The organism is Streptomyces sp. NPDC043812 (assembly GCF_056436245.1).
The window spans coordinates 39,844-62,407 of record NZ_JBWKCY010000031.1 but is presented as its reverse complement, the minus strand read 5'-3'; the positions used below and the strand labels follow the sequence as shown (position 1 = coordinate 62,407).

Annotated in this window: 14 protein-coding genes; 4 read left to right on the top strand and 10 right to left on the bottom strand. The window is 72.0% G+C overall.

Annotation, left to right across the window (positions count from 1 at the left end; genetic code table 11):
• Positions 1-615 precede the first annotated feature (615 nt).
• The gene (locus AC067Z_RS33035; protein ID WP_478793339.1) at positions 616-1,047 is read right to left on the bottom strand and encodes an Rv3235 family protein; all 432 of its coding nucleotides are present in this window, start codon (positions 1,045-1,047) and stop codon (positions 616-618) included.
• Between the two features lie 294 nt (positions 1,048-1,341).
• Here AC067Z_RS33035 and AC067Z_RS33030 point away from each other — a divergent pair, with 294 nt between their 5' ends.
• Together AC067Z_RS33030 and AC067Z_RS33025 are read left to right on the top strand one after the other, a co-directional pair.
• Positions 1,342-1,848: a DUF6912 family protein gene (locus AC067Z_RS33030; protein WP_478793338.1), complete on the top strand. Its 507-nt coding sequence runs from the start codon at positions 1,342-1,344 to the stop codon at positions 1,846-1,848.
• Positions 1,849-1,890: 42 nt separating this feature from the next.
• Positions 1,891-2,568 carry an HAD family hydrolase gene (locus tag AC067Z_RS33025; RefSeq protein WP_478793337.1) on the top strand — a complete coding sequence of 226 codons (678 nt, stop codon included), beginning with the start codon at positions 1,891-1,893 and terminating at the stop codon, positions 2,566-2,568.
• Positions 2,569-2,687: 119 nt separating this feature from the next.
• On the opposite strand, the gene AC067Z_RS33020 is transcribed toward AC067Z_RS33025, so the two are convergent.
• A complete protein-coding gene (locus AC067Z_RS33020) occupies positions 2,688-3,260 on the bottom strand; it encodes a DJ-1/PfpI family protein (protein WP_478793336.1) in 573 nt (190 codons plus the stop codon).
• A 367-nt stretch (positions 3,261-3,627) separates the two neighbouring features.
• Between AC067Z_RS33020 and AC067Z_RS33015 the strand changes: the two genes are divergently transcribed.
• A complete protein-coding gene (locus AC067Z_RS33015) occupies positions 3,628-8,562 on the top strand; it encodes an NAD-glutamate dehydrogenase (protein ID WP_478793335.1) in 4,935 nt (1,644 codons plus the stop codon).
• 122 nt (positions 8,563-8,684) lie between these two features.
• Here the strand turns inward: AC067Z_RS33015 and AC067Z_RS33010 are convergent, their stop codons facing one another.
• From AC067Z_RS33010 to AC067Z_RS33000, 3 genes are read right to left on the bottom strand one after another with little or no spacing between them, the layout of a single operon-like run.
• Positions 8,685-9,656 carry a serine/threonine-protein kinase gene (locus AC067Z_RS33010; RefSeq protein ID WP_478793334.1) on the bottom strand — a complete coding sequence of 324 codons (972 nt, stop codon included), beginning with the start codon at positions 9,654-9,656 and terminating at the stop codon, positions 8,685-8,687.
• Between the two features lie 51 nt (positions 9,657-9,707).
• Entirely contained in the window at positions 9,708-10,484 is a 777-nt protein-coding gene (locus AC067Z_RS33005) for an ABC transporter ATP-binding protein (RefSeq protein WP_478793333.1), read from the bottom strand.
• Positions 10,477-11,391 carry an ABC transporter permease gene (locus tag AC067Z_RS33000; protein WP_478793332.1) on the bottom strand — a complete coding sequence of 305 codons (915 nt, stop codon included), beginning with the start codon at positions 11,389-11,391 and terminating at the stop codon, positions 10,477-10,479. Before AC067Z_RS33000 ends, AC067Z_RS33005 begins: the two co-directional genes overlap by 8 nt.
• A gap of 161 nt (positions 11,392-11,552) precedes the next feature.
• On the opposite strand from AC067Z_RS33000, the gene AC067Z_RS32995 reads away from it, so the two are divergent.
• On the top strand, positions 11,553-12,158 hold the full coding sequence (locus AC067Z_RS32995; RefSeq protein ID WP_478793331.1) for a TetR/AcrR family transcriptional regulator: 606 nt from the start codon (positions 11,553-11,555) through the stop codon (positions 12,156-12,158).
• Positions 12,159-12,319: 161 nt separating this feature from the next.
• Here AC067Z_RS32995 and AC067Z_RS32990 read toward each other — a convergent pair whose 3' ends face one another.
• From AC067Z_RS32990 to AC067Z_RS32970, 5 genes are all read right to left on the bottom strand, one after another.
• Positions 12,320-14,557, bottom strand: a complete 2,238-nt coding sequence (locus AC067Z_RS32990) for a bifunctional glycosyltransferase/CDP-glycerol:glycerophosphate glycerophosphotransferase (RefSeq protein ID WP_478793330.1) — start codon at positions 14,555-14,557, stop codon at positions 12,320-12,322.
• Positions 14,558-14,703: 146 nt separating this feature from the next.
• Complete coding sequence (locus AC067Z_RS32985; RefSeq protein WP_478793329.1) at positions 14,704-15,615, bottom strand: carbohydrate ABC transporter permease; 912 nt, start codon at positions 15,613-15,615, stop codon at positions 14,704-14,706.
• A 198-nt stretch (positions 15,616-15,813) separates the two neighbouring features.
• Positions 15,814-17,151: a carbohydrate ABC transporter permease gene (locus tag AC067Z_RS32980; RefSeq protein WP_478793328.1), complete on the bottom strand. Its 1,338-nt coding sequence runs from the start codon at positions 17,149-17,151 to the stop codon at positions 15,814-15,816.
• 13 nt (positions 17,152-17,164) lie between these two features.
• Complete coding sequence (locus AC067Z_RS32975) at positions 17,165-18,523, bottom strand: ABC transporter substrate-binding protein (protein ID WP_478793327.1); 1,359 nt, start codon at positions 18,521-18,523, stop codon at positions 17,165-17,167.
• Positions 18,524-18,692: 169 nt separating this feature from the next.
• Positions 18,693-22,325, bottom strand: coding sequence for an FHA domain-containing protein (locus tag AC067Z_RS32970; RefSeq protein ID WP_478793326.1), 3,633 nt, complete (start codon positions 22,323-22,325; stop codon positions 18,693-18,695).
• Positions 22,326-22,564 lie beyond the last annotated feature (239 nt).

Here is a 22,564-nt window from a genome sequence, read left to right as displayed (position 1 = left end):
CTGGGGCCCTCAGGGCGGCAGCCGCGCGTGTGCGCCCGTGCGCGACGCCCGGGGCGCCTGCGCTCACCCCGCACGCGCTCAGGTCCGGTTCCGGGAGTCGCGCAGCGCTGGGTGGACCTGCGCGCACTCGTCGGCCGTGAGGCTCATCGGCCATGGCGCAAAGCGCGCCGGGCGAGCGCACGGGGATGCTGCCGTGGCGCCGCGGCCGTCGTGGCGGTAGCCGTCGCCTGCCGCGGGCGACCGGCCGGGAGGCAGGACGTCGACGCCGCGCGCGGCTGCGTTGGTCCCGGCCCGCGGCGCCGGCGTCGGCATCCGGCGGCGCCGCGGCATCCTGGCCGGGGCGCCCTGGGTTCCCCGGTGGTCGGCACGCCGTGTCCCGTCGGGTCCGCAGCGGCCGTGCCGCGATGCTCCGGCAGGTCAGCCGTGCGTGGGTCGGCTGTGGCGGACGTGCGGGCGTGCACGGTCCGCCTGTCGGCCGCGGTGACCCGTTCCGTGAGGCCCGGCGTCCGGTGGCCCGCGCGCGCGTGGGTCGGCTGTCGCGGATGCACGGTCGGTCCGCCTGTCGGCCGCGGTGACCCGTTCCGTAAGGCTCGGCGTCCGGTGGCCCGGCGGGCTTCATCGGCCGCTCTCCGCCGCGTTGCGTTCGCGTTCGCCGCCCAGTTCCACCGCCGCGCAGCGCCAGCGGCGGTCGGCGCCCTGTTCCAGGCGGAAGGCCATCGCGCTCACGCGGTCGCCCGAACCGATACGGGCGAAGGCCTCGATCACCCCCGGTCCCGGCTGGAACTCGCCGCAGTGACGGACGACCGGCATCACCCGTTCCGCCGGGCGCAGCGGTGCCCCCGGAGCCAGCCGGATCAGCTGTTCGTACGCCTCGCCGATCGTGTGTCCGAGCATCCAGTGCACCGGGCGCCGGCCGCTCAGTACCGCGAGCAGGCGGTCGGCGAACCAGTAGTGGGGTTTGTGCTGCCTGCCGCGTGCGCGGGTCAGTGCCGCTGCCGCGGCTGGCCGGCTCTGGTCGCGTCGGCCCGCGGGCCTGGTCCTGTCCATGCGAATCGCCCCCGATTGCTGGTCCCGGACCGAGTCACTGAGCGACTGGGTACCGGGAGGTAACTTCGACGGGGAACTTCTATGGCGTGAGCAGGGGTGTCGCAATGCGCGACGGACCGCCGCGGGCCCGGCCGCGCACATCACCTATCAGGGTGAGCGGGGCCATGTCCCGGCAGCCTTCGGCGGGTGCGCGGGGTGTGCGAAGTGGACGTTTCCGGAGGGCCCAAGGGCACCCCGAAGGGGTACGCCGCACGTATCCTGAGGGCGCATTTCCGACTACGAAAGCGGCCAGCCATGCGCGTGTACGTCCCCCTCACCCTCCCCGGTCTCGCTGAGGCGGCCAAGGCGGGCGAACTGGGGCCCGGCCCGCTCTCCGCGTACGCCGTCACACCGGCACTGCGCGAGTGGTACGTGTCGGACGACATCGAGGAGCTGGAGTACGCCGCGCTGAGCCGCGCCGCGGCCGCATCCCTGCGTCTGCTGGCCGGTACCCCCGGCGCCGCCCGCCGCCGGGTGGTCGTGGCCGTGGACGTGCGGGACCAGGATGCCGTCGCCGACCCCGACCGCGCGCTCGACGCGAGCGCGCTCGGTGAGGTCCGCGTCGCCGCCGCCGTGCCGATGGCCAAGGCCGCGGCCGTCCATGTCGACGCCGACGACGCCGTGGCCGACGTGGCCGCCGCGGTGGACGCGCTCGGCGCCGCCGACCACGGCGACGACGACGCACAGTTCACGGTCGACGGCGCCGAGGACCACGAGCTGCTGTGGTTCGGTGTGCAGGAGATCCCCAACATCGTCGGCTGACGCCGGAACCGCTGTCGCACCCGCCCGGTACCGTTTGTCGGCATGGGGAAGACGGCGAAACACGGGGCCCACCTGGTCTGGGACTGGAACGGCACACTGCTCGACGACATATCTGCGGTCATCGGGGCCACCAACGCGGCCTTCGACGAGATAGGCCTCGAGCCGATCACGCTCGAGCGGTACCGCGAGCTGTACTGCGTGCCCGTCCCGCGCTTCTACGAGCGTCTGATGGGCCGGCTGCCGACCGACGAGGAGTGGCTCGTCATGGACGCCGTGTTCCACCGGCACTACTGGGCGAGGGCCGAGGTGTGCGTGCTCGCGGCAGGTGCCGCCGAGCTGCTCGTGCAACGCCAGGACTCGGGACTGACCCAGTCGCTGTTGTCGCTGGCTCCCCACGAGGAGCTGATTCCGATCGTGCACCGCCACGGCATCGCGGAGCGGTTCGTCCGGGTCGACGGGCGCGTCGGCGCCTCCAACACCGGCAAGGCGGAGCACATGGTGCGCCATCTGACCGCGCTCGAGGGCGTGACACCGGACCGGATCGTCGTCATCGGCGACGCTGCGGACGACGCGGTCGCCGCAGCGCACGTCGGTGCCCGCGCCGTGCTGTACACAGGGGGATCGCACAGCAGGGGCAGTCTGGAGAGGGTGGGGGTGCCCGTCGTGGATTCTCTGGAAGAGGCGGTCGTGGTGGCCGAGGAACTGGTCGCCGGAGCCTGAGGGCCCATGGCTCAGGGGCCGGCGCCTGGTCACAGCGTTCCCGGCTCGCCGCCGCCTTCCCGGGGCGTTCCGCGTCGCGTTTCCTGCCGCCGCCCGCGCGAGGCGGACGGCGGCTGCTCTCAGTCCTGTGCCACGGGCGCCTTCTCCCGAAGGATCTCGAGGAAGGCGCGCATCCAGGCCGCGTGGTCGGGCCACGCACGCGAGGACACCAGCGTGCCGTCGACAACGACCTCCGTGTCCCGGAATGACGCCCCCGCCGCCTGCATGTCGGGCTCCAGAGCGGGGTACGAGGTGACCCGGCGGCCCTCCAGACCGCCGATCGCCGCCGTCAGCAGCGGACCGTGGCAGATCTGTGCCACGGGCTTGTCGGCGTCGAAGAACGCCTTCAGGATCTTGCGCAGCTCGGCGTCGTTGCGCAGATACTCGGGGGCGCGTCCACCGGGGATCACGACCGCGGCGTACGCTCCGGCGTCGACCTCCGAGAACGCGAGGTCGGCGGGCCAGGTGTAGCCCGGCTTCTCGGTGTAGGTGTCGAAGCCCGGCTCGCCGTCGTGCACGACGAACTGGAGCTTCTTGCGGGTGGGGGCCGCGATGTGCACCTCGTACCCCTCCTCCAGCAGCCGCTGGTAGGGATAGAGGACTTCCAGCGACTCTGCGGCGTCCCCGGTGACGATGAGGATCTTCGTGGTCATGGCTGCTCCCGGTGAGTGTGTGCCAAGAGGGCCTGTGTCGCTGTCCAGAGTGTCAAACTTCCACCCCCTCTTTTGTACACATACGGCTCATGACGGTTCGGGGGGCAGTGGCGATAGCCTGGGGGCGTGATCAGCGCGATACGCCGTGGGGGCAGCGAAGCCCCCGGCCTGCGCCCGGAGCGCCACCGCGCCCGGGCGATACCTGATCTTCTCTGTCCGGCCTTCCCGCCCAATACGGCCGATTATGGCTCGGACATCTCTCATCGCGGCATAACGTCGACTGTGACCGGACACCCCGCGTCGTGGCGTTGCGTCGCAGCATCTTTCACCTACGTCACGCAACGGCGCGCGACAGGAGCCAGAGGACATGCAGACCAAGCTGGACGAAGCCAAGGCCGAGCTGCTCGCACGGGCCGCCCGGGTAGCTGAGAACAGCCCGGTCGGGGGGCACCTTCCGACTGGGGCCGAGCAGGGGAAGCGTCCCGACCGGGACGCCGTGCTCACGTACCTCCAGCGCTACTACCTGCACACAGCTCCCGAGGACCTCACCGACCGCGACCCGGTCGACGTCTTCGGTGCGGCGCTTTCCCACCACCGGCTCGCGGAGAACCGCCCGCAGGGCACGGCGAACGTCAGGGTCCACACCCCGACCGTCGAGGAGAACGGCTGGACCTGCAGCCACTCCGTCGTCGAGGTCGTCACCGACGACATGCCCTTCCTCGTCGACTCGGTCACCAATGAGCTCTCCCGCCAGGGCCGCGGCATCCACGTGGTGATCCACCCGCAGGTCGTCGCCCGGCGCGATGTGACCGGCAAGCTCATCGAGGTGCTGCCGGCGGAGCCGAGCGGCAACGAGCTTCCCCACGACGCCCTCGTCGAGTCCTGGATCCATGTCGAGATCGACCGTGAGACCGACCGCGCCGACCTGAAGCAGATCACCGCCGATCTGCTGCGTGTGCTGTCCGACGTCCGCGAGACCGTCGAGGACTGGGAGAAGATGCGCGACTGCGCGCTGCGCATCGCCGACGGGCTCCCGGACGAGCCGACCGCCGACGACCTGCCCGGGCAGGAGGTCGAGGAGGCGCGCGAGCTGCTGCGCTGGCTCGCCGCGGACCACTTCACCTTCCTCGGCTACCGCGAGTACGAGCTCACCGAGAACGACGCGCTCGCCGCCGTCGCCGGCACCGGACTCGGCATACTGCGCTCAGACCCGCAGCACAGCGAGGACGAGGACCACCCGGTCAGCCCGTCGTTCAGCCGGCTGCCCGCGGACGCGCGCGCCAAGGCCCGTGAGCACAAGCTGCTCGTGCTGACCAAGGCCAACAGCCGGGCGACCGTCCACCGGCCGAGCTACCTGGACTACGTGGGTGTCAAGAAGTTCGACGCCGAGGGCAATGTCGTCGGCGAGCGCCGCTTCCTCGGTCTGTTCTCCTCGGCGGCGTACACCGAGTCCGTCCGACGTGTCCCGGTCATCCGCCGCAAGGTCGAAGAGGTCCTTCGGGGCGCCGGCTTCTCGCCCAACAGCCACGACGGCCGCGACCTGCTGCAGATCCTGGAGACCTACCCGCGCGACGAGCTCTTCCAGACGCCCGTCGACGAGCTGCGGTCGATCGTCACCAGCGTGCTGTACCTCCAGGAGCGCCGCCGGCTGCGGCTGTACCTGCGCCAGGACGAGTACGGCCGTTACTACTCGGCGCTCGTCTACCTGCCGCGGGACCGCTACACCACCGGTGTCCGGCTGCGCCTGATCGACATCCTCAAGGAGGAGCTCGGCGGCACCAGTGTCGACTTCACCGCCTGGAACACCGAGTCGATCCTGTCCCGCATCCACTTCGTGATCCGCGTCGCGCCGGGCACCGTGCTGCCGCATCTCACGGACGCCGACAAGGAACGCATCGAGGCCCGCCTGGTGGAGGCCGCCCGCTCGTGGGCGGACGGCTTCGGCGAGGCGCTGAACGCCGAGTTCGGCGAGGAGCGCGCGGCCGAGCTGCTGCGCCGCTACGGCAACGCGTTCGCCGAGGGCTACAAGGCCGACCACTCGCCGCGCTCGGCCGTGGCCGACCTGGTCCGCCTCGAGGAGCTGCGGCACGCCGACAAGGACTTCGCGCTCTCGCTGTACGAGCCGGTGGGCGCTGCCCCCGGTGAGCGCCGCTTCAAGATCTACCGGACCGGTGAGCAGGTCTCGCTGTCCGCCGTCCTGCCGGTGCTGCAGCGCCTCGGCTGCGAGGTCGTCGACGAGCGCCCGTACGAGCTGCGCTGCGCGGACCGTACGCACGCCTGGATCTACGACTTCGGTCTGCGGATGCCGCTGCCCAGCGGGAACGGCGACTACCTGGCCGACGACGCCCGCGAGCGCTTCCAGGACGCGTTCGCCGCCGTGTGGACCGGCCAGGCCGAGAACGACGGCTTCAACTCCCTGGTGCTCGGGGCGGGACTCGACTGGCGCGAGGCGATGGTGCTGCGTGCCTACGCCAAGTACCTGCGGCAGGCCGGCTCCACGTTCAGCCAGGACTACATGGAGGACACCCTCCACAACAACGTCCACACCACGCGGCTCCTGGTTTCCCTCTTCGAGGCCCGGATGTCGCCGGAACGCCAGCGGGCGGGCACCGAGCTGACGGACGGTCTGCTGGAGGAGCTCGACGGAGCCCTCGACCAGGTCGCCTCGCTCGACGAGGACCGCATCCTGCGCTCCTTCCTCACCGTCATCAAGGCGACGTTGCGGACGAACTTCTTCCAGTCGGCGAAGGACGGCGGGCGGCACAGCTACGTGTCGATGAAGTTCGACCCGCAGGTCATCCCGGACCTCCCGGCGCCGCGCCCGGCGTTCGAGATCTGGGTGTACTCGCCGCGGGTCGAGGGCGTCCACCTGCGCTTCGGCAAGGTCGCGCGAGGCGGTCTGCGCTGGTCCGACCGGCGCGAGGACTTCCGTACGGAGATCCTCGGCCTGGTCAAGGCGCAGATGGTCAAGAACACCGTGATCGTGCCGGTCGGAGCGAAGGGCGGGTTCGTCGCCAAGCAGCTGCCCGACCCGTCCGTCGACCGTGACGCGTGGCTGGCCGAGGGCATCGCCTGCTACAAGATCTTCATCTCGGCGCTGCTCGACATCACCGACAACATGGTCGCGGGCGAGGTCGTCCCGCCGGCCCAGGTCGTCCGGCACGACGAGGACGACACCTACCTCGTCGTCGCCGCGGACAAGGGCACCGCGTCCTTCTCCGACATCGCCAACGAGGTCGCCGTCGCCTACAACTTCTGGCTCGGGGACGCGTTCGCGTCCGGCGGCTCGGCCGGTTACGACCACAAGGGCATGGGCATCACCGCCCGCGGCGCGTGGGAGTCGGTCAAGCGGCACTTCCGCGAGCTGGGACACGACTCGCAGACCGAGGACTTCACGGTAGTCGGCGTCGGTGACATGTCCGGCGACGTGTTCGGCAACGGCATGCTGCTGAGCGAGCACATCCGGCTCGTCGCGGCCTTCGACCACCGGCACATCTTCATCGACCCGACCCCGGACGCGGCCGTCTCGTACGCCGAGCGACGCCGGCTCTTCGACCTGCCGCGCTCCTCGTGGGCCGACTACAACACGGAGCTGCTGTCCCAGGGCGGCGGCATCCATTCGCGCAGCGCCAAGTCGATCCCGGTCAACGCCGCGATGCGCACGGCGCTGGGCATCGAGCCGGGTGTCGCCAAGGTGACGCCCGCCGAGCTGATGCAGGTCATCCTCAAGGCGCCCGTCGACCTGCTGTGGAACGGCGGCATCGGGACGTACGTCAAGGCGTCCACGGAGTCGCACGCCGACGTCGGCGACAAGGCCAACGACGCCATTCGCGTCAACGGTGAGGATCTGCGGGTCCGCGTCGTGGGCGAGGGCGGCAACCTGGGTCTGACCCAGCTGGGCCGTATCGAGTTCGACCGTCACGGCGGAAGGATCAACACCGACGCCATCGACAACAGCGCGGGTGTGGACACCTCCGACCACGAGGTCAACATCAAGATCCTGCTCAACGGGCTGGTCGCGGACGGCGATCTGACCGTCAAGCAGCGCAACCAGCTGCTGGCGAGGATGACCGACGAGGTCGGCGCGCTCGTGCTGCGCAACAACTACGCGCAAAACGTCGCCCTGAGCAACGCCGTTGCGCAGTCGCCGTCCCTGCTCCACGCCCACCAGCGCTTCATGCGGCGCCTCGGGCGGGACGGGCATCTGGACCGGGCGCTGGAGTTCCTGCCCAACGACCGCCAGATCCGTGAGCTGCTCAACACCGGCCGTGGTCTCAGCCAGCCGGAGCTGGCCGTGCTCCTCGCCTACACCAAGATCACGGTGGCCGAGGACCTGATCGTCACGGACCTGCCGGACGACCCGTATCTGCGCCGGCTGCTCCACGCGTACTTCCCGAAGCCGCTGCGCGAGCAGTTCGGCGAGGCGATCGACTCGCATGCGCTGCGCCGCGAGATCGTCACGACCGTGCTGGTCAACGACACGGTGAACACCGGCGGATCGACCTTCCTGCACCGTCTGCGGGAGGAGACCGGGGCGTCGATGGAGGAGATCGTGCGGGCGCAGACCGCGGCGCGCGAGATCTTCGGCCTCAGCGCGGTGTGGGACGCCGTGGAGGCGCTGGACAACAAGGTCGCGGCCGATGTCCAGACCCGGATCCGGCTGCACTCGCGTCGGCTCGTCGAGCGCGGTACGCGCTGGCTGCTGGGCAACCGGCCGCAGCCGCTGGAGCTCGCCGCGACGATCGAGTTCTTCGCGGAGCGCGTGGAGCAGGTGTGGGGATCGCTGCCGAAGATGCTGCGCGGCGCGGACCTGGAGTGGTACCAGGGCATCCTGGACGAGCTCACCGCCGCGGGTGTCCCGGAGGAGCTCGCGATGCGCGTCGCCGGGTTCTCGTCCGCGTTCCCGACGCTCGACGTCGTCGCGATCGCGGACCGCACCGGGCAGGAGCCGCTGGCTGTCGCCGAGGTGTACTACGACCTGGCGGACCGGCTGTCGATCACCCAGCTGATGGACCGGATCATCGAACTGCCGCGCGCCGACCGGTGGCAGTCCATGGCCCGCGCCTCCATCCGCGAGGACCTGTACGCGGCGCACGCCGCGCTGACGGCGGACGTGCTGTCGGTGGGCAACGGGACGTCGACGCCGGAGGAGCGCTTCGAGGCCTGGCAGCAGAAGAACGCGGCCATCCTGGGGCGGGCGCGGTCGACGCTGGACGAGATCCAGGGCTCGGACACGTTCGACCTGGCGAACCTGTCGGTGGCGATGCGGACGATGCGGCAGCTGCTGCGGACGCACACGTGACGGAGCGCGCCGCGCGCGTGTGAGACGTCGGGGGCCCCCGCGCCGGAGTCCGGCGCGGGGGCCACCCCTTGCTGTGCGCGCGTTCCCTGCGCGGCTCCCGGAGCGGGCAGCGTGAGGGGCGGTCAGGTGTTGCCGCGGAGGCGGTTGAGCCAGCCGGTGGTGCGGGGGTCCTTGGGGGCGAGAGAGGCACGGGTCACCGAGGCGATCGCCGAGGTGAGGGGTTTCGGCAGCCAGGACGCGAAGTCCCGGGTGTCCCGTGGGGACGCCGCCTCGCACAGTTCCGCCACCTCCCGGGCCGTCGGGCGGTCCTCCGCGCGGGCCGCGAGCGTCGCGGTCAGGAGCCGGCGCAGCGGCTCCGGGTGGGCGCTCAGGTCCGGCGGCTCGTGTGCGGTGCCGGCGATGCGAGTGGCGACGACGAGGCCGCCGCCCTCCCCGTACGGATGGTGCCCGGCCGCCGCTTCCGCGGCGAGGAGGCCGAGCGTGAACACGTCGGACCCGGGCGTCAGATCACGTCCGAGCGCGTGCTCGGGGGACATGTACTTCGGCGTGCCGACCATCCGCCCCACCGTGGTCAGCACGGATGTGCCGTCTGCCGCCCGTGCGATGCCGAAGTCGAGCAGCCACGGTCCCTGCGCCGCCAGCAGCAGATTGGCCGGCTTCACGTCCCGGTGGATCAGCCCCGCCGCGTGCACGGCGCTCAACGCGTGCGCCGTGCAGGCCGTCAGTTGCAGGACGCACGAAGCCGGCAGCGGACCGAACTCGGCGAGTGCCGTGTCCAGCGCGAGCCCCGGCACGTAGCGGGTCGCGAGCCACGGCCGGTCCGCGGTCGCGTCGTGGTCGACGACCGGCGCCAAGTGGCGGCCCTGCACCCTGCCGGCCGCTGCCACCTCGCGGGCGAAGCGCCGCCGGAACTTCTCGTTCTGCGCATGCTCGCGGCGGATCAGTTTCAGCGCGACGGGCATCGCGCCGTCGCGGCTGCGGGTGAGGAACACGGCCCCCATGCCGCCCTCGCCGATCCGCGCCCGGAGCGTGTATCCGGCGATCTCCCGCGGATCGTCGTCCCGCAGCGGCTCCGGCCCCCGACTGCTGCCCATCCCAACCCCCTCGCACGACGGCAGGGGAGCCTACCCCTAAGCCGGGCTGCCTCATCTGCGGCGCGTGAACTCCTCGTACGCCGCGACGACTTCCTTCGCCGGGCCGTCCATCCGCAGCACCCCCGCCTCCAGCCAGATCGCGCGGTCGCAGCTCTCGGTGATCGTCGAATTGCTGTGGCTGACGAGGAAGACCGTGCCCGCCTCCTTGCGCAGTTCGTCGATGCGCTGCCGGCTGCGGCGCCGGAAGCGGGCGTCGCCCGTCGAGAGGGCCTCGTCGATGAGCAGCACGTCGTGGCTCTTCGCGGCGGCGATGGAGAAGCGCAGCCGGGCGCCCATGCCGGAGGAGTACGTGCGCATGGGCAAGGAGATGAAGTCGCCCTTGTCGTTGATGCCGGAGAAGTCGACGATGTCGTCGTAGCGTTCGCGGACCTGTTCACGGGTCATGCCCATGGCCAGGCCGCCGAGGACCACGTTGCGTTCGCCGGTCAGGTCGGACATCAGGGCCGCGTTGACGCCGAGGAGGGAAGGCTGGCCCTGGGTGTAGATCTTGCCCTCGGCCGTGGGCAGCAGACCGGCGATGGCCTTGAGCAGGGTCGACTTGCCGGAGCCGTTGGAGCCGATGAGGCCGATGGCCTCGCCCTTGTACGCGGCGAAGCTGACGCCCTTGACGGCGTGCACCTCGCGTACGCCGGGCGAGGCCCGGCGCGAGACGAGCCGGTTGAGGGCGGAGGTGGCGCTGCCGCGGCCGGTGCGGGCGCCGTTGACCTTGTAGGTGATGTGGACGCCGTCGACGACGACGGTGGGGGTGGGTTCGGTCGGCTCAGCCACGGCCGTACTGCTCCTCTGCCTTCCAGAAGTACACGAATCCGCCGATGCCGGCGGCGAGGGCCCACAGCAGGGCCGCGGCCCAGACGTGCGGCGGCAGCCGGTCGGCGGTGAAGGACTCGATGAACGCGAACCGCACCAGGTCGATGTAGACGGCGGCCGGGTTGTACCGGATCAGGGACGCCACGAGGGAGGGCCCCCGGTCGTCGCCGAGGACCTTGTCGATCGACCACATCACGCCGGACGCGTACATCCAGGTGCGCAGCAGGAACGGCATCAACTGGGCGATGTCCGGGGTGCGGGCGGCGACCCGGGCCATGGCCATGGACAGACCGGTGTTGAACACGGCCTGGAGGACCAGCGCGGGGATCGCGAGCAGCCAGGACGCGCGCGGGAACTCGCCGAAGCAGAACAGGATGGCGACGAGCGCGCCGAGCGAGAACAGCAGTTGTTGCAGCTGCTGGAGAGCGAGCGCGACGGGCAGCGCGGCGCGCGGGAAGTGCAGAGCCCGGACCAGTCCGATGTTTCCGGAGATCGCCCGGGTGCCGGCCATGATCGAGTTCGCGGTGAAGGTCCAGATGAACACGCCTGTGACCAGGAACGGGACGAAGTCGGGGACGTCGTCGCCGGTGCCGAGGAGCAGGCCGAAGATCAGGTAGTAGACGGCCGCGTTGAGCAGCGGCGTGGCCAGCTGCCAGATCTGCCCGAGCCGGGCCTGGCTGTACTGGGCGGTGAGCTTGGCCGTCGCGAACGTGGTGATGAAGTGGCGGCGCGACCAGAGCTGCCGGACGTATGCGCCGAGCGTGGGCCGGGCGCCGCTCACGGTGAGGCCGTGGCGGGCCGCGAGCGCGGCGAGGTCGGTGGGCGGCGGCGCGGTCGACGTGGGGGGCGGGGTCACGGCTGTGGTCACGCGAGGGTCGCTTTCGGTGGTCAGGGCGCGAAGCGGGTGACGGGCAATGCGGAGGATCCTCGAGATGACGACGGGACGGTCCCGTTTCGTCGCTACGCCGAGAGTAGGACGGGCCTGCGTCGGAACGCAACCGTATCGTCGTCACGGGTATGCTCCTGGGCATGGCTACGCACCCTGGAACCCCGCGGCGCGCCCCCGCCGGAGCCGCCGTACTCCGGGAGGACGTGACCGACGCGATCCGCGGCGCCGTCTTCGAGGAACTGGCGGCGGTCGGCTTCGCCCGCATGTCCATCGAGGGGATCGCACGGCGGGCGGGCGTCGGCAAGACGGCGGTCTACCGCCGCTGGAAGTCCAAGCTGTCGCTCGTGCTGGACCTGGTCTCGGCCGTCGCGGTGCAGGGACTGCCGGCACCGTCGACGGGATCGCTGTACGGGGACGTCCGTGCGCTGCTCGAAGTGGCGGCACATGCGCTGCGCCACCCGGTGGCCTCGCAGGTGATCCCCGACCTGCTGGTCGAGTCGGCGCGCAATCCGGAGATCTCCGACGCGATCAGGGCGGCCCTGCTGGACAGCCAGCAGGGCGTCGCCGCCGTGGTGGTGCGCGAGGCGGTGTCCCGGGGCGAGCTCCCCGAGGACACGGACCCGGACCGTGCGCTGGACCTGATCGTGGGGCCGCTCTACTGGCGCCTGGTGGTGGTGCGGGGCGAGCTGCCGAAGGGGTACCTGGACGGGATGGCGAGGGCGGCGGTGGCGGCACTCAGGGCGTGACGCGTCCGAAGTCCCGCGATTCCCCTCTCGGACATCGCTAGGGCGGCGGTGGCGGCACTCAAGGCGTGACGCGTCCGAAGCCCCGCGATTCCCCTCCCGGACACCGCGAGGGCGGCCGCAGGCGGCGCCGAGCGCCTCCGGGTGCCCGGAGGCGGCGGTCGTCAGGCGTGCGGCGCCGGTACCGGCCCCGCGGGGGCCTGACGCGCTCCCGGCAGCAGCGGTACGGCGGACGCGCCCGGCACCGGGCGGCGCTCCCGCAGCGGGACGAACACGGGCAGTCCCGCGGTCTCCCCCATGAAGACCCTGCGTACGACCCGCTCCGCCGCGTGCCCGTCGTCGAACGGGCAGAAACGCTCCCTGAACGCGGTCCGCAGCTGGGCCGAGCGGGAGCCGCGCCAGTGGCCGCTGGTGAAGATGTCGATCAGTTCGTCCTCCGTGCGGGCCACCGCGCCCGGCGGACACTCCCGTACGTCGAAGGTGGTGCCGCGCGCCGCCTGGAAGGCATCCCAGTCGGCGGTGTGCAGCACGATCGGGCGGTCGAGGACCGCGTAGTCGAACATCAGCGACGAATAGTCCGTCACGAGCGCGTCCGAGGCCAGCGCGAGGGACGCGACGTTCGGGTGGTCGGAGACGTCGATGATCCCCTCGGAACCGCGGAACGCCGTGCCGTCGGCGACGTTCGGGACGCGGGCGAGCACGACGAAGCGGGGGCCGAGCGCGTCCGCGAACCGCTCCAGGCCGATCGGGGAGAGCTGGGTACGGCGGTAGTCGCGAGGGGTGGGGGCGTACAGGATCGCCGTGCAGCCGTCCGGAACGCCGAGCGAGGCGCGCAGGCGGGCGACGTCATCGGGTGTGGCGCGATGGAAGACGTCGTTGCGGGGATGCCCGTACTCGAGCGTGGTGCGGTCCGCGGGGTAGGCCCGCTCCCACACCAGCGTGGAATGCCGATTGGCGGACAGGGAGTAGTCCCACCTGTCGGCGTCGGCGAGGAGCTGCCCCACGTCCAGGGAGCGGGCCGCCGCCGGACGTTCCGCAAGATTGATACCCATGGTCTTCAGCGGGGTGCCGTGGTGGGTCTGCAGCATGATCTGCCCGGGGCGCTTCACCAGCCCGTGGTCGAAGCCGACGTTGCTGACGAGGTACTTGGCGCGGGCGAGCGCTGCCCAGGACGTGAACGAACCGGGTCGCAGCCGCCGCGTGCCCGCCGGGACGGTGTGGTGGTGGGCAAGGTCCGCGATCCATGCGGTGCGGAGGTGCGGCGCGAGTTCACGGACCTTCTCCTCGATCGCCGCCGGGTTGCAGGAGTAGCCGCTGCTCCCGTACGCGGAGAACACGGCCAGATTCGCGCGGACCGGCAGCCGCAGCTGGATGCGGTAGTGCAGCCGCACCGCCCCGGCGTGGAGCAACCGGCGCCCGGCGGCCGCGGTCCGGCGTGCCCGCGCGCACAGCAACTCCGCGGTACGCAGTACCCGGTGGGTGCGGTGACAGCCGCGCCGGAGCAGCACATGGCGCAGTGTCGGCCGTGCGCCCCGGCCGCGGTGGCGCAGGCAGTGCTCGCGGACGCGGCGGAAGAACTCGGCGCGGTCGCTGCGCGGGAGGCGGCCGGATGTCGTCACCAGCATCGCGAGCTGGTCGACCATGCGGCGGAACAGCACCGGCTTCCACGGTGCGAGCTCCGGCCGCGCCTCGACGAACGCGAACACCCGGTCGTACTGGTCGAAGATGTCGAAGTGCCCGCGGCCCGTGGTCGCGAGGACGGACCGGCGCAGACGGTGGTGCACACACACCCGGTCCAGGGTGGCGACCGTGGCGGCGGTCAGCAGGGCCGGAAACGTCCACGGGACGTCGGCGTAGGAGCCGGGCGGGAAGGCGAAGCCCTCGCGCTCGACGAACTCCCGCTTGTACGCCTTGTTCCACACCACCGCCGGCAGATTCAGCAGCCCGGGGCGGTCCTCCAGCCGGAAGGCCGCCGGGCCCTGCTCGGTCAGCAGCGCGGCGAGCTCGTCGCGTTCCACCTCGCCCGTCCTGCACACGCGGGCGTGGCCGTGGACCAGGATGTCCGGCTCCTCGGTGTGCTTGAGCCGGTCGGCAACCGCCTGCAACGCGCCGGGCGTCAGGGTGTCGCCGCCGTCGAGGAAGAGCACGTACTCGCCGCTCGCCCGCTCGAGTCCGGCGTTGCGCGCCTGCCCCGGGCCGGAGTTCTCCGGCAGATGGACGGCCTGTACGCGGGGGTCGCGCGCCGCGAACCCGTCGATGATCGCACCGCAGGTGTCGGGGGAGCCGTCGTCCACCGCGATCAGCTCGACGTCGTCGAAACTCTGGGTCAGCACCGAATCCAGGCATTCATGCAGGTGGGCCTGGACCTCGAAGGCGGGCACGATGATGCTGAACCGGGGCACGGCACATCCATGGGTCGGCGCGGGCAGATGGCCCGAGAACGGCCAATGGGGTGACTTGGTTACGCCGGACGTGGCATCCGGGGGACGAGCGGGAAAGGGCGCCCGGTCACGAGGTGACCGGGCGCCCTTCTCCCGCTGCTGTCACGTCACTTGACCGCGCCCGCCATGACGCCGGAGACGAACTGCCGCTGGAACGCGAAGAACACCGCCAGCGGAATGATCATCGATACGAAGGCGCCGGGAGCGAGCACGTCGATGTTGTTCCCGAACTGCCGTACCTGGCGCTGGAGCGCGACCGTGATCGGCGCGGAGTTCGAGTCCGCGAAGATCAGTGCGACCAGCATGTCGTTCCACACCCACAGGAACTGGAAGATGCCGAGCGAGGCGATCGCCGGACCGCCGAGCGGCATCACGACACGGGTGAACAGCCGTATCTCGCCCGCGCCGTCGAGGCGGGCCGCCTCCAGCAGCTCCCTGGGGATCTCCGCGAAGAAGTTGCGCAACAGGAAGATCGCGAAGGGGAGTCCGAAGGCGACATGGAAGAGCACGACGCCCAGCGTGGTCTCGAAGATGCCGATCACGCCGAACAGTTCGGACACGGGCACGAGCGCGACCTGCACGGGGACGACCAGCAGACCGACAACGATCATGAACCACCAGTCCCGGCCGGGGAACTCCATCCAGGCGAAGGCGTATCCGGCGAGTGCGCCGATCACCACGACAAGGACCGTGGCAGGGAGGGTAATCATGATCGTGGAGAGGAGGGAGTCCGTGATCGCCTCGTTCTCCAGCAGCCGGGAGTAGTTCTCGGTGGTGAGCTGGGCAGGCGCGGTCAGCGCCTCCCACCAGCCGCTCTCGGCGATGTCACCGGGGCTGCGCAGCGAGGAGAGCAGCAGGCCGATGGTCGGCATCAGCCAGAACAGGGCGGCGAGAACGAGGAAGACCCGCATCACACCGCCGCCGGTCCGGGCGGCGATCCGGGTGGCGACGGACTGCTTGGCCTTGGCCACGGTCTGCGCCGGCTGGGCGGCCGGCACCTCGGCGGGGATGGCGCTCATCGCCGGGCCTCCCTTCGCATCCGCCGGATATTGCTGTGCTTGCCCGGGGGGCGACCCCCGGACCCCCGGCAGGGGGCGGCCGTGCGGCAGGCGGCGCTCATCGCCGGGCCTCCCTTCGCATCCGCCGGATATTGCTGTGCTTGCCCGGGGGGCGACCCCCGGACCCCCGGCAGGGGGCGGCCGTGCGGCAGGCGGCGCTCATCGCCGGGCCTCCCTTCGCATCCGCCGGATATTGAAGAACATCACCGGCAGCACCAGCAGAAGCAGCAGCACCGCGATCGCGCTGCCCACGCCCAGGTCCGCGTCCGTGCCGAACGACGAGCGGTACAACTGCAGCGCCAGGACGTTCGCATCGTCCTGGGAGGAGCCGGGCGCGATGATGAACACCAGGTCGAAGATCTTCAGCACGTTGATCATCAGCGTGACCAGGACCACCGCGAGCACCGGGGCGAGCAACGGCACCGTCACGCGGCGGAAGACCTGCCACTCGTTCGCGCCGTCCACCCGCGCCGCTTCCATCAGTTCGCGTGGCACGCTCGCCAGCCCGGCCGCGATCAGCACCATCGCGAAGCCCGCCCACATCCACACGTAGCTGCCGATGATCCCGGGGGTGACCAGACCCGGGCCGAGCCAGTTCACGCCGTTGTACGGCTCACGGAAGTTCTCCGCGGGCAGTCGCAGCAGCGCGCCCTCCGCCGACGCCGGCAGGGTGAACCGCCCGTCCGCGCCGGCATGCGCCTCGGCGACCACCTTGCCGTCCCGGACCGCCTCGACCTTGATGCCCTTGAGCCCGAGCTCCTTGGAGTCGACGACGTTCGGCTTGCCACCGCCGCCCTTGGTGAAGTCCAGCCATGCCGTGCCGCTGACGGTGCCGTCGGCGGCCTCCGGCGCCTTCGCGGGTTGCGCGTCCGAGGGCATCTTCGCCGGCGCCACACCGACCAGCGGAAGCTGGACCGGGGTGCCCGCCGTCACCGGCTCCTTGGTGACGAACGCACCGCCACCGCCGGCCTTCAGCGGATGCACCGGCAGCGGATGCGCCTTGGGGAATCCGGCCGACTCGCTGAACGTGTCGTGGACGCCGACCCATACCGCGTTGGCGACCCCGCGCTCCGGGTCCTGCTCGTACACCAGCCGGAAGATGATGCCCGCGGCGAGCATCGAGATCGCCATCGGCATGAAGACGATCAGCTTGAACGCCGTGCCCCAGCGGATCTTCTCCGTGAGCACCGCGAAGATCAGACCGAGCGCCGTGGAGACCGTCGGCGCGACGACCACCCAGATCGCGTTGTTCTTCACCGCGGTCACGATCGTGTCGTCGGTGAAGATCTCCTGGTAGTTCCCGAATCCGGCGAAGCCGCTGCCGGACTGGTCGAAGAAGGACCGGTAGAGCGAGTACCCGATCGGGTAGACCACGAGCGCGCCCAGGAGCACCAGCGCGGGCAGCAGGAAGCCTGCCGCCGCGACCTTGCGGGTGCCTGTCACGCTCTTGCGCTTGTCGGCGGGGGGCGCCGGACGCGCCGGGCCCCCCTTCGTCACGGCAGGCACGCCGTCAGCTCTTGTACGCCTTGGCCGCGTCCGACTCCAGCTTCTGCTGGGCCCCCGCGACGTCCTTCGGGTTCTTCAGGAAGTCCTGCAGTGCCTTCCACTCGCCCTGACCGGGCGAACCGCCGAACGACTGCGGCATCTGGTCCGACATGTCGAAGCGGAAGTCGTCGCCCGCGGCGATCAGCGCCTTCGCGATGTCGCGCTGCACATCGTTCGGATACGCGGCCGCGTCCAGGGACTTGTTCGGCGAGATGAAGCCGCCCGCCGCGGCGGAGATGGCCGCCGCGTCCGGTGAGGCGAGGAACGTCAGCAGCGCCTGAGCGCCCTTGCTGTCCTTCAGCGCGACCGCCGCATCGCCGCCCGTCACCACAGGCGCCTGCGCGCCGACGGCCGGGAACGGGAACACCTTCGCGTCCGTGCCGATCTTCGCGTCGGTCTGGGCGATGTTGACCGTCACGAAGTCGCCCTCGAACACCATCGCGCCCTTGGGCTGGTCACCGCCGCTGAACGTCTGCGTCACCGACGCGGGGAACTCGGTCTGCAGCGCGCCGTCCGTGCCGCCCGAGATCAGCGACGGCTTGCCGAACAGTTCGGCGAGCGTGGTCAGGGCGTCCTTCACCGACGGGTCGGTCCACTTGATCTCGTGCTTCGCGAGCTGGTCGTACTTCTCCGGGCCCGCCTGCGAGAGATAGACGTTCTCGAACCAGTCGGTGAGCGTCCAGCCGTCGGCGCCCGCGACCGAGACCGGGGTGACACCGGACGCGGAGATCGTCTCGGCGGTCGTCAGGAACTCTTTCCAGGTCTTCGGCTCGCTCGCGCCCGCGTTCTCGAAGGCGGTGTTGTTGTACCAGATCAGGGACTTGTTGGCCGCCTTGTAGTAGACGCCGTACTGGGTCCCGTCCACCGCACCGAGGTCCTGCCAGCCCTGCGAGTAGTTCTTCTCCAGCTGCGCCTTGGCCTCCGGACCCACGGGTTTGGCCCACTTGCGCTGCACGGCCTGTTGGATCGCGCCGACCTGCGGGAGCATCGCCACGTCCGGCGGACTGCCGCCGGCGATCTTCGTGCCGAGGAAGTTGACGATCGGGTCCTGGGCGGGGACGAAGGTCACCGTGGCGCCGGTGCGCTTCTCGAATTCCTTCAGGACCTTGGTGAAGTTCTCCTGCTCCGGACCGCTCCAGACCGCGGCGACCTGGAGCGTCTCACCGTCCAACTTCGGCAGTTGGACCGTCGCGACCGGCTTCTTGCTCTCGCCGTCCTTCGGTGCCCCGTCGTCGTCACTGTCGCCGCCGCAACCGGCAAGGGCGAGCGCGCCGACGGCTGCGAACACCACTGCGGCCCTGCCCGTACGAAGAGTTGTGCGCATTGCTGCCCCGTCTCTCCCGTGCACTGCTGTCCCGTGACAGCAGGTCTACGCCCGCGGTACGGGTGTCGCAATACCGCCCCCTGCGTCAACCGGCCTTTCGTGATGGCCTTGTGACGTGATGTCAGGTCAAACTACGCGCCCGTGCGGGCGCGTCCGGGCGGTGGCCGCGTCAGGGAACATCGGGGGCGAGAGGCGGCATCGCACGGGCGTTCACCGAGCGACCGGCCCGCTCCAGCGCGCTGGCCAGCAGCGCCAGGTCCGTCGGACCGTTGCCCAGTTCGCGGACGGGCCGACGGGTCGGCGGATCGCCCATCCGCTCCCACTCCAGTGGGACCACTGTGGGGCGCAGTGTCGCCGTCCTCGGTATGCGGCCCGTGACGCGGCCGCCCTGGAACGCCGTCACCCGGCCGTCCGGATGCCCCAGCCTGCCCCGGCCGGGTGCCGGATCGTCGGGGCCGGGCGCCACCGGGGCCGCTTCCAGCACCACCCGCAGCCGGGCACCCTCCGCGAGCCGGGTGTCGGCGGTCCGCTCCGGACGCGACGACGTCGCCACCAGATGCACGCCCAGCCGCTCACCGTCCCTGGCCACCGCGTCCAGTGCCCGTACGACCGAACCTGCCGCGGGGCGGCCCGGACTGCCGAGCGCCGGCGCGACCAGCGCGTCGAAGTCGTCCACCAGCACCACCAGCCGCGGCAGCGGGTCCGGCGCCTCGCTCTTCGTACGCCCGCCGGGGCGCAGCCGCAGCGTCCCGGAAGCGGGGGAGTCCAGATCGCCGCGCTGGTCGGCGGGATCGGGTGCGGTGCGGGGACCGCGCCGGCCCACCATGTGCTCCGCCACCTCGCGCTGCTGCTTCCACTCTGCGAACCCCATGCCGTCCAGCAGCTCGGCCCGGCGCTTCAGTTCCGCGCCCAGTGCCTGTGCGAACACCCGCATCCGGACGGGGTCGCTGGCCACCAGATGGTCGGTGACGTGCGGCAGTTCCGTACACACCGACAGGCCGTCGCCGCGCTCGCCGCCCGCGCCGTCGACCAGCAACAACCCGAGGCGGTCCGGCCGGCCGCCGGCGGCCAGCGACGCGGCCACCGCGCGCAGCAGCTCCGTACGCCCGCTGCCCGCCGGGCCCTCGATCAGCAGATGCGGGCCCTCCTGCGCCAGGTCCACGGCGAGCGGGCCGCGCGGCCCTGCTCCGAGGACGATCGTGCCGTCGTCCGCCGAGGCCCAGCGCGCCATCAGCGACGCCGGGGTCGCGCGGGCGAGCTCCAGCTCGTCCAGCAGCCGGGCCGACTGCGGCAGGACCGCCGCACGGCCGGGATGCGTCGTGGCGCCTTCGGTTCGCAGCGGCGCCAGCGCCCGCCCGAAACGCTCCGCCCACGCCGGGGACACCGCGTCCACCGCGCCGACCGTGCCGTGGCCGGCGGGCCGGCCGCCGGCCACCCGCAGCAGACGGAGGGCGGTCGCCACGTCACCGCTCAGCAGCGCGACCGCGCCGCACTCCCGGAAGGCGAGCGATGCGGCGCAGGCGGATTCGTATGTCGCGGCGACGGGGGACAGCGGAGAGGCGGCCGGGGTCTCGGCCAGACAGACGAGATGGATCCCCGCGGCCGGGCCCGCTCCTGCCAGCCGGGCGGTGGTCTCGCGCAGTGCGGCGGATCCCGGGTCGCCGTCGACGATCACCACCGTGCGCGGGCCGGTGTGGCGTGCGGCGGCCTCTGCCACGGACCGGCGGTCCGCGCTCGGCCAGCCCTGGCCCAGCGGACCGTCGTCCAGCCGGCGCGTCAGCTCGGCGGTGCGCGCCGTGGCCTGGTCGCGGTCGTAGGCGAGGAGGAGGCGGCAGTCCTGGCCGTGCGCCGGGCGCAGATGCGGCAGCCAGCCGAGCCATGCCCACTCCGCACGCCGCTCCTCCAGGCTGCGCGAGCGGTCCGTGCTGATCAGCACGATCTCCAGATCTGCGGGGGAGTGCAGCGCGGCGAGCTGGGCGAAGACGGACCGGGCGAGGCCAGCGAGCCGCGCCCTCGGCCCGGCGAGTCCGAGCGAACCGGCTTCCCGCAGCGCGACCGTCACCGGTACGGACGGCAGCTCCGCGCGGTCGGCCGTGCCGAGCCGGACGACAAGGGACTCCGGATGCCCGGGCCCGCGCTCCCACAGCCGGGGGCCGGGGCCGAGTGCGGTCAGCAGCACGGCGGCGGGGTCGGGCCATCGCTGGGCGGTGGGCGCGGCAGCGGCCGGCACCGCGCCGACCGCACCGGCCTGCTCGGGCACCCGCGCCTCGCGCCCCCCGGCGAGGCGCCGCGCCCAGGCTCCTATGCCGCGTCGCCGGCCGGTGGGCCCTTCGGGGCCGCGGCTGCGCGTGGGCTCCGGGCCTGTCGGGCCGGCGGACCGGCCGTGTGTGACGCCGGGGTCGTACTGCGCGGGGACGCGCGCGGAACCGGCTGCGCCGGGGCGGTCCTGGTCGTGTCCGTCGGCCGACGGGGGCGGTGATCCGTACTCGCCAAGGCCGCTGTCGCGGCGCGCTCCCGCGCGGGCACCGGGGATGTGGACGCCGTCCGCCCGGTAGGTCCGAGACCCTCCTGCCGGGCCGGCGGGGGCGCCTGCGGCGCCGTACGCGTCCGTGTCACGCGCGTACGGCTCGTCGGCCCCGTACGTCCCGTTCGCTCGCGAGGCTGCGCTGCCGGCGTCGTGAGGACCCCATGGTCCCTCGTCGCTCCAGGAGCCGCCGGGGGTGCCGGTCCCGTCGGCCGAGCGCGATCCGTCCGGGAGCGGCGCGCCCGCCGGCGGACCGGCGCTCCGCCGGGCGTCGGTGGGACCGGGCCGGACCGTCCCGCGGTGATGGGTGGTGCCTTCGGCGCCGTACGGGAAGCCGCTCGCCGGCTCCCATGGCTCGGCACGGCCGGAACCGCCGGCATGGGGCAAGGATTCGTCGACCTCGGGATAGCCCCCTCCGCCCGGCCTGCCGGTGCCGTCCCGATGACCGGAAGCGCCACGGAATCCTGCGCCCCCGTCACCATGGGGCGCGCTGCCCATCGTCGCGGAGGCGCCCTGTCCGGACGCGGTGACACCGTCGGCGACCGCCCGGTCCCGGACGCCCGCGCCGCCGCCCTGCCCGAGTGCTTCCGCGCCGTCCGACGGCTCCTCCGCATCCCCGTCGCGGCCGTCCGCGCGCGCCACCCGCAGGTGGCCCTCGCCGTCCGGGGCCGTCAACAGCCGCGGCGCAGCCGGCTCCGTCGTGGTCAGCCGCAGCGTCGACTCCCCGAGCCGCAGCAGCGCTCCCACCGGGAGGCGGACGGGGCGGGTGTCGACGGTCGTGCCGTCGACGGTCGTGCCGTTCGTCGAGCCGAGGTCCGAGACCGTGACCCGGCCGTCGTCCGCGACCGTGACGGCGCAGTGCAGGCGGGAGACGTCCGGGTCGTCCAGCGGCACGTCCGCGTCCGCCGAGCGGCCGATGCTGATGCGGCCGCCGTGCAGCAGATGGACACCACCGGCGTCCGGTCCGGCCACCACATGGAGCTGGGCCGGGACGTCCGTGCCGTGGGACTCGTCGTCGACGGGGGACTGGAGGGAGAGCACCGCGCCGTCCACCAGCGGCGGCTCTCCGAGCGTGCGCCGCTGGAGGTCCAGCCGCTCCTGTCCCGCGTAGAGCACGACGGCGCCCGAGGCGTCCGGGCCCGAGACGGCGGCCGCGACACCGGAGGCCACCGCGGCCAGCGCGGTCCCCGCGGGCGCGGTGACCAGCACGTCGCAGGGGCGCCCCCCGGTCGTGGACGGTCCGCCGCGCGGCGGGAGGACAGTCAGCCGGATCTGCATCGCCGTCAGCAATCCCTTCTGCGCGGGGCACCCGGCAGGGGAACTGCCCTGATCGCCCCCGCCCGGCAGGTCGGCACGCGCCACGGGCTCCCTCCCGCGGCCGTGTGCTTGAGGGCATCCTTGCACCTGCCACTGACAACACGCCCGGGGCCCAGCCATAAGTGATCTTGATTGGTCGGCTCTGGGCGTAAAAATGCCTGGTTGGGACAAGATCCGGAACGTCCGCGCCCCCGATCGTG